Annotated in this window: 11 protein-coding genes and 1 tRNA gene; 11 read left to right on the top strand and 1 reads right to left on the bottom strand. The window is 45.9% G+C overall.

Annotation, left to right across the window (positions count from 1 at the left end; translation table 11 throughout):
• Positions 1-85: 85 nt before the first annotated feature.
• The 11 genes from ABXT70_RS12485 to serA all read left to right on the top strand — a co-directional run bounded on the left by ABXT70_RS12485 (position 86) and on the right by serA (position 11,292).
• Complete coding sequence (locus tag ABXT70_RS12485) at positions 86-385, top strand: DUF1330 domain-containing protein (RefSeq protein WP_443640793.1); 300 nt, start codon at positions 86-88, stop codon at positions 383-385.
• A 59-nt stretch (positions 386-444) separates the two neighbouring features.
• Positions 445-888: a VOC family protein gene (locus ABXT70_RS12480; RefSeq protein WP_443640792.1), complete on the top strand. Its 444-nt coding sequence runs from the start codon at positions 445-447 to the stop codon at positions 886-888.
• Positions 889-976: 88 nt separating this feature from the next.
• Positions 977-1,053: transfer RNA gene (locus tag ABXT70_RS12475), tRNA-Met, on the top strand.
• Between the two features lie 160 nt (positions 1,054-1,213).
• Positions 1,214-1,669 (top strand): ribosome maturation factor RimP, encoded by a 456-nt coding sequence (rimP, locus tag ABXT70_RS12470; protein WP_443640791.1) that lies wholly within the window; start codon positions 1,214-1,216, stop codon positions 1,667-1,669.
• Between the two features lie 38 nt (positions 1,670-1,707).
• Positions 1,708-3,189, top strand: a complete 1,482-nt coding sequence (gene nusA / locus ABXT70_RS12465; protein WP_443640790.1) for a transcription termination factor NusA — start codon at positions 1,708-1,710, stop codon at positions 3,187-3,189.
• Positions 3,190-3,220: 31 nt separating this feature from the next.
• Positions 3,221-5,737, top strand: a complete 2,517-nt coding sequence (gene infB / locus ABXT70_RS12460; protein ID WP_443640789.1) for a translation initiation factor IF-2 — start codon at positions 3,221-3,223, stop codon at positions 5,735-5,737.
• A 9-nt stretch (positions 5,738-5,746) separates the two neighbouring features.
• Complete coding sequence (gene rbfA / locus ABXT70_RS12455; protein WP_443640788.1) at positions 5,747-6,133, top strand: 30S ribosome-binding factor RbfA; 387 nt, start codon at positions 5,747-5,749, stop codon at positions 6,131-6,133.
• A gap of 6 nt (positions 6,134-6,139) precedes the next feature.
• Complete coding sequence (gene truB / locus ABXT70_RS12450) at positions 6,140-7,117, top strand: tRNA pseudouridine(55) synthase TruB (RefSeq protein ID WP_443640787.1); 978 nt, start codon at positions 6,140-6,142, stop codon at positions 7,115-7,117.
• 105 nt (positions 7,118-7,222) lie between these two features.
• Entirely contained in the window at positions 7,223-7,492 is a 270-nt protein-coding gene (gene rpsO, locus ABXT70_RS12445) for a 30S ribosomal protein S15 (protein ID WP_443640786.1), read from the top strand.
• A gap of 276 nt (positions 7,493-7,768) precedes the next feature.
• Positions 7,769-9,859, top strand: a complete 2,091-nt coding sequence (gene pnp / locus ABXT70_RS12440; protein WP_443640785.1) for a polyribonucleotide nucleotidyltransferase — start codon at positions 7,769-7,771, stop codon at positions 9,857-9,859.
• A gap of 194 nt (positions 9,860-10,053) precedes the next feature.
• Complete coding sequence (gene serA / locus ABXT70_RS12435; RefSeq protein WP_443640784.1) at positions 10,054-11,292, top strand: phosphoglycerate dehydrogenase; 1,239 nt, start codon at positions 10,054-10,056, stop codon at positions 11,290-11,292.
• On the opposite strand, the gene rpiA is transcribed toward serA, so the two are convergent.
• The gene (gene rpiA, locus ABXT70_RS12430) at positions 11,289-11,960 is read right to left on the bottom strand and encodes a ribose-5-phosphate isomerase RpiA (protein ID WP_443640783.1); all 672 of its coding nucleotides are present in this window, start codon (positions 11,958-11,960) and stop codon (positions 11,289-11,291) included. The genes serA and rpiA overlap by 4 nt on opposite strands.
• Positions 11,961-12,003 lie beyond the last annotated feature (43 nt).

Raw genomic sequence — 12,003 nt, 5'->3', positions numbered from 1 at the left:
ATATTGTGAGGCCTAGTCTTAAAATGCATTGGCGCTAACTTAGTTCAAGCAATGCTGTCATCATAGTTAAATAGGAGAAATTAGCATGTCCAAAGGGTACTTAATTGCTTTCGTCAAAATGACTAATGAGGACGATTTTAAGACCAACTACAGCGCAAAGGTTGCAGACGTATTTGCACAGTTTGAAGGAACGTTTATAGTGCTAACAGGCAGCACCAGCCATCATGAAGGTCGTCAGTTCGACCGCCATGTCATAGTAGAATTTCCAAGCTTAGCAAAAGCTACGCAAGCGATAGAAAGCCCAGAATATAAAGCGATCAAGCCGCATAGGATAAATAATAGTGATGCAGAGTATGGCTCGTTTATGTTGGTGCCAGGGGTGTAACTGCTTTCTTTTATGTGTATATTTTACTTGACTAAAGTTCCATCATTAAAGGGTTTAAAATGCGTTATCTACATACCATGATCAGAGTAAGAAATTTAAAGGCTTCATTAGAGTTTTGGTGTAATCTGCTGGGCCTCGTTGAGGTGAAACGAACGGACTATGAGTCTGGGCGGTTTACTTTAGTGTTTTTGGCCGCTGCTCTTGATGAGGAGAGTGCTGAGGGTGCTAAAGCGCCGTTATTAGAGCTTACGCATAATTGGGATGGTGATGAAGAATTAAACACAGGTAGAAGTTGGGGGCATTTGGCTTACGAAGTTGATGACATTTACCAGCTTTGTCAAAATTTGATTGACGCAGGGGTTGTGATTAACAGGCCTCCCCGTGATGGGCATATGGCGTTTGTAAAGTCACCAGATAATGTGTCGATCGAATTATTGCAATTTGGGAGTGCTCTGGCGCCCACGGAACCTTGGATTTCAATGCCCAACGTAGGTAGTTGGTAGGCTCAAGATTAAATGCAGCCTTTTGTTAATTAGTTGCAATAAGTGTTTGACGTGTAAGGAGTAAATCGATATTATGTGCGCTCTTTGATGCGGGGTGGAGCAGTATGGTAGCTCGTCGGGCTCATAACCCGAAGGTCGTAGGTTCAAATCCTGCCCCCGCTACCATTTTTCAGGTAGTTGTTTTTTTGCATTTACCTTTGGCGAAAGTCATAAAGAAGTAATTCAGGGGTTCTTAATTTCGCAGTTAGCGTGGTTATGAGACTGAATACATATAGTCAAAAAAAAGCCCCTCTTATGGGGCTTTTTTGCGTTTTAGGATATTGAAATGGCAGGTGCAGCAGCACAAATCGAAGCATTAGTAGCGCCAGCAGTGGCAGCTTGTGGTTGTGATCTTTGGGGTATCGAATATATATCTCAGGGTCGTCATACCACTTTGCGAGTATATATAGACCATGCCAAAGGTATTGGGGTGGAGCAGTGCGCAGACGTGAGTCGGCAAGTTGCTGCAGTGATGGATGTAGAAGATCCTATTACCGGAGAGTACACACTCGAAGTGTCATCACCTGGTTTGGATCGCCCCTTGTTTAGCTTGCAGCAATATCAAGCTAGCATTGGTGAAAAATTAAGTTTGAAATTGCGTTTGGCCTTTGATGGTCGGCGTCGTTTTACCGGTGTGCTAAGCGGCATTGAAGGTGATGATGTGTTATTGCAGATTGATGATGAAGAATATTTGCTGCCTTTTGACAGCATTGAAAAAGCCAATATTGTACCGCGCTTTTAAGCGCGGTTTTATAAGCCCAAATTAAGTGAGAGCTTGAAATGAATAAAGAAATTCTGTTAGTGGCAGAAGCTGTTTCAAATGAAAAGGACGTGTCAAAAGACGTTATTTTTGAAGCGATAGAATTAGCCTTAGCTACTGCAACACGTAAACGTATCCATGAAGAAAGTGATATTAGAGTCGCTATCGACCGCAAAACAGGCGCAGCTACAACCACACGCTGTTGGACTGTGGTTACTGATGAGGTGTACACCAATCCAGAGGCTGAGTTGATTCTTGAAGATGCTCAAGAGGCTAATCCTGGCGTTGAGCTAGGTGATGTCGTGCAAGAAGAATTGCCGACTGAAGTGTTTGGCCGTATTGCAGCACAAACTGCTAAGCAAGTGATTGTGCAAAAGGTCCGTGAAGCTGAGCGTGCTAAGGTAGTGGAGTTGTACCGTGGCCGCATTGGCGAAATCATTAGTGGCAGTGTTAAGAAAGTGACACGTGACAATGTGATTGTGGATTTAGGTAATAATGCAGAAGCGCTGATGGCGCGAGATCAATTGATTGGTCGGGAAACATTCCGCATGGGTGATCGTGTTCGGGCCTTGTTGGCTGAGGTACGTACTGAAAGCCGAGGCCCACAACTTTTCTTAAGCCGCACAGACCCGCAAATGTTGGTAGAGCTTTTTAAGATTGAAGTGCCAGAGATTTTTGAACAAGTTATTGAAATTCGTGCAGCCGCCCGTGATCCAGGATCCCGTGCTAAAATTGCAGTGAAGACTAACGATGGTCGTATCGATCCTATTGGCGCTTGTGTTGGTATGCGAGGTTCGCGTGTGCAAGCTGTTACTGGTGAATTGAACAACGAGCGCGTTGATATTGTGCTTTGGGATGATAATCCCGCGCAGTTGGTTATCAATGCTATGGCTCCTGCAGAAGTCAGTTCTATCGTTGTTGATGAAGACCGCCACGCGATGGATGTTGCTGTTAGTGATGAGAATTTGGCAATGGCTATTGGCCGTAATGGCCAAAACGTCCGTCTAGCCTCCGAGTTGACCGGGTGGACTATTAACGTAATGTCTGAAGAAGATGCCGCCACTAAGCAACAAGACGAAGTGGGTGGTGTGGTACAGACTTTTGTTGACGCTTTAGACATTGATGAGGATTTTGCTGAAATGTTGGTAGAAGAAGGCTTTGCTAGCCTTGAAGAAATCGCCTATGTGCCGTTAGATGAAATGTTGGCAATTGAAGGCTTAGATGCAGACATTGTTGAAGAACTCCGTACTCGTGCAAAAGACAAACTGCTTAACCAAGCGCTTGCAGCGGAAGAACAGTTAGATAAATCTGAGCCTGCTCAAGACCTACTAGACATGGAAGGTATGGATACCCACCTTGCATTTGTATTGGCAAGCCGTGGCATTATAACCATGGAACATTTGGCCGAGCAAGCTGTTGATGAGATCTCGGACATCGAAGGCTTGAGTGATGAAAAAGCAGCAGAATTAATTATGACGGCCCGCGCCCCTTGGTTTGTTTAAACCATTGCCCGACCGACAGGAGAATATGATTATGACAGACCAAACTGTCAACACCTTAGCCGAAACGGTAGGTGTTCCGGTTGAGCGATTGCTGAACCAAATGGAAGAAGCAGGCCTTACCCGGCGTGCGGCTACAGACGCAGTATCAGACGAAGAGCGTAAGTCGCTTTTATCGCACTTGCAAAAGTCCCACGGTGGAGAAGGTGATAACGCTGATGGCCCTAAGAAAATTACTTTGCGTCGCAAGACAACAAGTACGTTAAAAGTTTCTGGTACAGCAGGCAAACGCACCGTTAACGTTGAAGTACGTAAAAAGCGCACCTACGTTAAAGCTGAAGAAGGCGATCAGTCGGTTGTAATTGAGGCGGAAACAGCTGAGTTGGTAGCCGATAAAGCTGGCGAAGTGGCCCAAGTAAAGGTGGAAGCTGATGTTAAGTCTGTAGCTGAAACGGCAGCAAGTGTAGCCACAAATACGGTTGTTCAAAACGAAGCAGATGATCAAGTTAAGGTCAAAGCAGAAGTGGACGCAGCAGCTAAAGTGGCTGCAAATGCTGAGGTGGCTCGTCAAAAAGCGGCTGAAGATGCTAAAAAGAAGCCCGCTCACCAAAAGACGTTCACTTCCCCTGATAAGCCCCGTGGTGGTGCACCCGCAGGTAAGGGCAAAGGTAAGGGCCGTATGTCTAGCGGACGCGATGACCGCAGCCGTGGTAAAGGCGCACGAAACAAAGGCAAACTGGCTGCGCCTAAGCGCTCTGGTAACGGTGAACATGCTTTTGAAGTGCCTACAGAAAAGGTAGTTTATGAAGTGAACTTGCCTGAATCCATCACTGTGGCTGATTTAGCTCAGCGGATGAACGTGAAGGCTGCCGAAGTCATTAAAGTCATGTTTAATATGGGTGCAATGGCAACCATCAACCAAGTCATTGACCAAGATACAGCGACTATTGTTGTTGAAGAAATGGGTCATACAGCGAGATTGGTGATGGATGATGCAATCGAAACAGAAGTTGTCGAAAGCATTAATTACGAAGGCAAAGAAATTGCTCGTGCCCCAGTTGTGACGGTAATGGGCCACGTTGACCACGGTAAAACATCCCTATTGGATAGTATTCGTTCCACTAAAGTTGCGTCGGGTGAATCTGGCGGCATTACACAGCACATTGGTGCTTACCACGTAGAAACTGACAAAGGCATGGTTACTTTCTTAGATACTCCTGGACACGCTGCGTTTACAGCGATGCGTGCCCGTGGCGCTAAGGCAACTGACATTGTTATCTTGGTAGTTGCTGCAGATGATGGTGTGATGCCACAAACTGAAGAAGCGGTTCAGCATGCTAAAGCTGCTGGCGTACCTTTGATTGTTGCGATAAATAAAATGGACAAAGAAGGCGCAGATCCAGATCGAGTGAAGACAGAGTTGTCTAGTCGTGAAGTTGTGCCGGAAGACTGGGGTGGTGTAACTCAGTTTATCCCAGTATCAGCTAAGACTGGCGAAGGCATCGAAGCATTGCTAGACGCCGTATTGCTAGAAGCAGAGGTGTTAGAGCTTACAGCAGTGCCAGAGGCGCCAGCCAAAGGTGTTGTGGTTGAAGCGCGCCTTGATAAAGGCCGTGGTTCTGTAGCTACTATATTGATTCAAAACGGCACCTTGAAGAAAGGTGATATCGTTCTAGCCGGCCAACAGTTTGGTCGTGTTCGAGCTATGTTAGACGAAAATGGAAAGCCTATTGACAGTGCTGGCCCTTCTATTCCCGTAGAAATTCTCGGTTTAGGTGGCACCCCTGATTCCGGTGAAGATTTCGCCGTGGTTGCAGACGAAAAGAAAGCCCGTGAAGTAGCCTTGTTCCGTCAAGGTAAGTACCGCGATGTGAAGCTTGCTCGTCAACAAGCATCTAAATTGGATGCTATGTTTGAGAATATGGGTAAGAACCAAGCCTCTGTATTAAACGTTGTACTTAAGACCGACGTACGTGGTTCTTTGGAAGCTTTAACTAGCTCCCTAATGGATATTGGTACGGAAGAAGTTAAGGTGCAGGTTGTATCCAGCGGAGTAGGTGGTATCGCTGAGTCTGATGTTAACCTTGCTGTGGCATCAAACGCTGTGATCTTTGGTTTTAACGTTCGTGCTGATACGCCAGCCAAGGCTCTTATCGAGAAAGAAGGTATTGATCTACGTTACTACAGCGTAATCTACGACATCATTAACGATGTTAAGGCTGCTCTTTCCGGTATGTTAGCGCCTGAATTACGCGAAACCATTGTTGGTATTGCAGAAGTACGTGAAGTCTTCCGTTCGCCTAAGTTGGGCCAGATTGCTGGCTGTATGGTTACTGAAGGCGCGGTGCATCGTAGCAAGCCTATCCGTGTATTACGAGATAACGTGGTTATTTACGAAGGTGAGTTGGAATCCTTACGTCGTCACAAAGATGCTGTTGCGGAAGTTCGCAATGGTATTGAGTGTGGTATCGGTGTGAAGAGCTACAACGACGTTCGTGTTGGTGACCAAATTGAAGTATTCGACACTGTCGAAGTTGAGCGTAGCTTGTAAGGGCGGATCATGGCACAAGAATATAGCCGTACCCAGCGTGTGGCAGACCAAATTCAGCGTGAGCTAGCAGCCCTAATCCAGCGTGAGGTGAAAGATCCTCGCGTGGGTATGGCGACAGTGAGTGCTGTAGAAGTATCCCGTGATCTGTCTCACGCTAAGGTATTTGTCACCATTTTAAATGGTGGCGAAGACACGCAAGAGATTACAGAATCCGTTAAGGCTCTTAACAATGCCTCAGGGTTTTTACGTAGCCAACTAGGCCAGCGTATGAAACTACGTATTGTACCGACTCTGAGGTTTCATTTTGACGACAGTTTGTCACGTGGTAATTACCTTAGTAACCTAATTGACCAAGCTAGGGCTTCGGACCCAGAGCAAGACACTAATGCTGAATAAGCACTAGTGGCTCGTCAACCGAAAGGCCGTGAAGTAAGCGGCATTCTTATTTTAGATAAACCCACAGGTATGAGTTCAAATCATGCCTTACAGCGTGTTAAGCGGATGTTTGGGGCCCGTAAAGCGGGCCACACCGGCTCGTTAGATCCTCTAGCAACGGGCTTGCTGCCTATTTGCCTAGGTGAGGCTACTAAGTTCAGCCAGTTTCTCCTGGACTCTGACAAACGTTACCAAACTATTGGTCAGCTTGGTGTGCGCACTGATTCAAGTGATGCCGAAGGTAAGATTTTGGAAACCAAACCTTGTGACCATATCACTTTGGCCGATGTAGAAGCCCAGTTGCCACAATTTCGTGGCCTTATTAGCCAAGTGCCTTCCATGTTTTCAGCTCTTAAGCATCAAGGGCAGCCCTTATATAAGTTAGCTCGGGCGGGTAAAACAGTGGAAGTTAAACCACGGCAAGTGACCATTCACAAATTAGAACTGTTGAATTTTAAAAATGCCCAAGTGCAGATGGACATCAGTTGTACCAAAGGCACATATATTCGTAGTATTGTGGAAGATTTGGGATTGGCACTAGGCTGTGGTGCTCATGTAGCGCAGCTCAAGCGCTTGCAGGCAGGGCCTTTTGTGGCCGAGCAAATGGTCACTTTAGAAGATTTGCAAGCCATCATTGACGAGGCAACTAAGGACCAGTTGGTAGAAGAAGGCAAGTGGCCCGACATTACTCCTGCCTTTACAATCCTAGATACGCTATTAATGCCGGCAGATACTGCCGTTTTATCATTAAATGCTGTACAATTGGCCGCCCATGAAATTGAGTCGTTGCAGCAAGGTAAGGTTATAGACCATGCCACTGACTTCGCTGAACTTGATGTGGTGCGAGTGTATAGCTCACATGTTACCGATGCGAATGCCTTTATTGGTTTAGCCGAAGTGCAACAAGAAGGTCGCTTAAAAGCTAAACGCTTAATGAGCACTTAGGCCTTTATTGAAGTTCCGCTGTAAATATGCACGGTGTGAACACTAACGTAGCCCTAGCCCCTCATTTATGAGACTAGTGGGCATATTAATGATTGGAGAATTACCATGGCTCTAACTGCCGTTGAAAAAGCTGCTGTTGTAGCAGATTACCAAACTGCCGAAGGCGACACAGGGTCACCAGAAGTTCAAGTTGCATTGTTAACTTCGAACATCTTGGCACTGCAAGGTCACTTCAAAGAGCATAACCATGATCACCACTCTCGTCGTGGTTTGATCCGTATGGTTAACCAGCGTCGTAAGCTGTTGGACTACCTTAATCGTAAAGACGCTGCGCGTTATACTACGTTGATCGGTCGTTTAGGTCTACGCCGCTAAAATCAGTTTTAAACCTGCTGTATTCGGTGAATGTAGCAGGCTTAAGATCTGATTTAAATGCCGCACTGTGCATTTTTAGGTGTGGCAAATAGAGGCTAGGTAATCTTTTGGTTACTTAGCCTTTATTGTTTTGACTGTAAGCAATAGGAGAGGGTCGGCCCGTACTCTTATTGGCTTGGTGTCGTAGGTAGGTTTAAGCCTAAACCGAGTCAATAAGTGTACTGGTGGATTAGATCGCTCATTTGATTGCAGATTCTTTATTTTATGGAGATACATATGTCTGTCATTACCAAAACATTTCAATACGGTGAACAAACCGTAACGTTAGAAACTGGCCGTATTGCACGTCAAGCTTCTGGTGCTGTACTTGTCACTATCGATGACGCTATCCAAGTATTGGTTGCTGTTGTTGGTTCTAAAAAAGCTAAGCCTGATCAAGGTTTCTTCCCACTTTCTGTACACTACCAAGAAAAGACTTACGCTGTAGGTAAGATCCCTGGTGGTTTCTTTAAGCGTGAAGCGCGTCCATCTGAAAAAGAGACGCTAACTAGCCGCTTGATCGACCGTCCAATTCGTCCATTGTTCCCTAAGGGTTTCATGAACGAAGTACAGGTTATTTGTACTGTTATGTCTGCTGATAAGCAAAACGACACAGATATTGCTGCTTTGATCGGCACATCTGCTGCTTTAGCCATCTCTGGCATTCCTTTTGCGGGCCCAATTGGTGCTGCACGTGTCTCATACTCTGACGACGCTGGCTACCAACTTAACCCAAGCTTTGAAGCCCAAGCCACATCTGATCTAGACATGGTGGTTGCTGGTACTGCTGACGCCGTGTTGATGGTTGAATCAGAAGCCAAAGAATTAAGCGAAGACGTGATGCTGGGCGCTGTTCTTTTTGCCCATGATGAAATGCAAGCTGTGGTTAAGGCGATAGGCGAATTTGCATCAGAAGCTGCCAAGCCTACTTGGGATTGGGTTGCTGCTGAAGAAGATGCAGCGCTTAAGTCTGCTGTCACTGCTGCCGTTGGCGATGCTGTTGGCGAAGCTTACCAACTAAGCGATAAAATGGACCGTTACACGCGTTTAGGTGAAGTTAAGGCGCAAGCTGTTGCTGCCCTATGTAGCGATGACGAAGCTGCACCTTCTAAGTCTGACGTATTAAGCATGGTGAGCAAGCTAGAAAAGCACACTGTACGTTCACGCGCAGTTGCAGGCGAGCCACGTATTGACGGCCGTGATAACAAGACTGTACGTGGTATCAATGTAGAAATTGGTACATTGGCTAAGGCTCACGGTTCTTCATTGTTCACTCGTGGTGAAACTCAGTCTATTGTTGTAGCTACTCTTGGTACTAGCCGTGACCAGCAGATCATTGACGCCCTAGAAGGCTCACGTAAAGATCCGTTTATGTTGCACTACAACTTCCCAAGCTATTCCGTAGGCGAAACAGGCCGTTTCATGGGCCCTGGCCGTCGTGAGATTGGACATGGTCGTTTGGCTCGTCGTGGCATCCAAGCCATGTTGCCAAGCCAAGAAGACTTCCCGTACACCATCCGTGTGGTTTCAGAAATTACTGAATCTAACGGTTCTAGCTCCATGGCTTCTGTATGCGGTGCTTCCCTAGCGCTTATGGACGCTGGTGTGCCGATTAAAGCCCCTGTTGCTGGTATCGCCATGGGTTTGATCAAAGAAGATGCTGGTTTTGCCGTATTGACGGACATATTGGGTGATGAAGATCACTTGGGCGACATGGATTTTAAAGTAGCTGGTTCTGCTGCAGGCATCACTGCTCTGCAAATGGACATCAAAATCCAAGGCGTCACCGAAGAGATTATGGAAATTGCTCTAGAGCAAGCACACGATGCACGTATCCATATCTTGGACGAAATGAACAAGGTTATCGCTACACCTCGCGCTGAGTTGAACGACAACGCACCCACTATGAAAACTATCAAGATCGATCAAGATAAGATCCGTGACGTGATTGGTAAAGGTGGCGCGACCATTCGTGGTTTGTGTGAAGAAACTGGCGCATCAATCGACATTGAAGACGATGGTACTGTGCGCGTATACGCTGATGACAAAGCTGCTGCTGAATTGGCTGAAGCTAAGATTCTAGAAATCACTGCAGAAGCTGAAGTTGGTGCCACCTACGAAGGCAAAGTAGAGCGCATTGTAGACTTCGGAGCATTCATTAGCATTTTGCCTGGTAAAGATGGTTTGTTGCACATTTCTCAAATCTCCAGCGAGCGTGTTGAGAAAGTAACTGACTACCTAGAAGAAGGTCAAATAGTTAAGGTTAAGGTCCTAGATGTTGACGCACGTGGCCGTATTAAGCTTTCTATGAAAGACATGGAAGCCTAATAGTTGCATGAAGGTCTGAGTAAATTGAGAGCAGCTTAAAAAATTAATCTGCTCTGACCCTATTGAACTAACAAAACCTCTGAGCAGCAATGGTTAGGGGTTTTTTTATGTCTGTGAGGCTACTAATGTGTCGCTTTTGGTACTATAATAGTCGCCTTTAGAATCGTGTTAAATTGTATTAAAAAGGCTTCCTCTTGACCCAATCGCAGCAAATTTCCCTTAAAAAACAAAGTATTAAAGTAGTTTTGTTAGAAGGTGTACATCAATCAGCCGTTCAAGCTTTACAGGCTGAAGGCTTTGATAACATTCATTTCTACACCACCGCTTTGCCAAAAAGTGAGTTGGTGAAAGTGTTAAAGGACGCCCACTTTGTAGGCATTCGTTCACGTACTCAGATGACTCGAGAGGTATTAGCGCAAGCCACCAAGCTGATGGCCATAGGCTGTTTTTGCATAGGCACTAATCAAGTGGATCTCCAAGCTGCCCTAGAGATGGGTATTCCCGTATTTAATGCGCCTTATAGTAATACCCGCAGCGTAGCCGAACTGGTCATCGCTGAGGCGGTGTTGTTATTGAGAGGCATCCCAGAAAAAAATGCTAAGGCTCATCGTGGTCAATGGTTCAAATCAGCTCACCAATCTTTTGAGGTGCGGGGTAAAAAGCTAGGTGTGGTGGGATATGGATCTATTGGCTCACAACTGGGTATTATGGCAGAAGCCATGGGCATGGAAGTGATTTATTACGATCAAATCACGAAGTTGAGTTTAGGTAATGCTTCAGCCTGTGGCAATCTAGCTGAACTGCTTATGCGAGCTGACATCGTTACCTTGCATGTACCAGAAACGCCATCGACTCATTGCTTAATAGGCCCAACTCAGCTTGCTCAAATGAAAGATGGGGCGATTCTAATTAATGCCTCCCGTGGCACTGTGGTAGATATTGAGGAGTTGGCCAGTTGCCTGAACAGTGGTAAATTACTAGGGGCAGCCATTGATGTATTTCCCGTAGAACCCCGCTCTAATAAAGATGAGTTTGTTTCTCCACTAAGGGGCCTAGATAACGTCATATTAACGCCACATATTGGCGGTTCAACTGTTGAAGCCCAAGTTAATATTGGTGTAGAAGTGGCAGACAAACTCATTCGTTACTGTGACAATGGTACTAGCCTTTCGGCCGTAAATTTTCCACAAGTGTCGTTACCTAGCCATGAAAATGCGCACCGTTTGTTACATATTCACGAAAATGTGCCTGGGGTGTTGTCTCAGATAAATAATGTATTTTCTGAAAACAGCATTAATATTTCAGGACAGTATTTGAATACTAATGAAAAAGTGGGCTACGTGGTAATCGACGTAGATGCCAGCTGTTCAGAGCTAGCCTTAGTGAAACTCAAACAAGTGAGTGGCACTATAAGTTGCCGCGTGTTGTTTTAGTGTCTGAGGGTTTTAACACCTTCTCCAGTGCCCAGGAATAGAATGTCTGCTGGGCGCTGGGCAAACAGGCCGTTTGTTACAACGCCAGTAAGCTGGTTAATTTGTTGTTCAAGGCCCTTAGGATCAACAATATCCATACCATAAACGTCTAGAATTAAGTTGCCATTGTCGGTCACAAAGCCTTGGCGCCATACGGGTTCGCCACCAAGACCCACTAACTTGCGTGCAACATAACTGCGGGCCATAGGGATGACTTCTACTGGCAGCGGAAAGTCGCCTAACACGTCGACCAGTTTTGATTCATCGGCAATACAAACGAATGTTTCGGCCACTGCTGCAACAATTTTTTCCCGAGTTAAGGCGCCACCACCACCTTTAATTAGGTTGAGATGCACATCACTTTCGTCGGCGCCATCTACATAAAAAGTCATATGTGGCACAGCATTAAGTTCTAATACGTTAATGCCGTGGTTTTTTAGGCGTTGTGCTGTGGCTTCGGAACTCGCTACTGCAGCATCAAAGGTGTGTTTTATGTTGGCTAGAGCATCAATAAAGCAGTTAGCTGTAGACCCTGTGCCAACACCGATGATGGATTCACGGTTAAGGTGTGGAACGATATGGTCTATCGCAGCTTGGGCTACAGCCTGCTTTAACTGGTCTTGGGTCATGACAATGATCAAGTTGGACACTAATAAGGTGATTATACAGGAA

This window comes from Candidatus Njordibacter sp. Uisw_039, from assembly GCF_047730075.1.
Classification (GTDB): Bacteria; Pseudomonadota; Gammaproteobacteria; order Pseudomonadales; family Balneatricaceae; genus Njordibacter.
The sequence above is the reverse complement of the archived record's forward strand: the minus strand, read 5'-3'. Positions and strand labels throughout refer to the sequence as shown.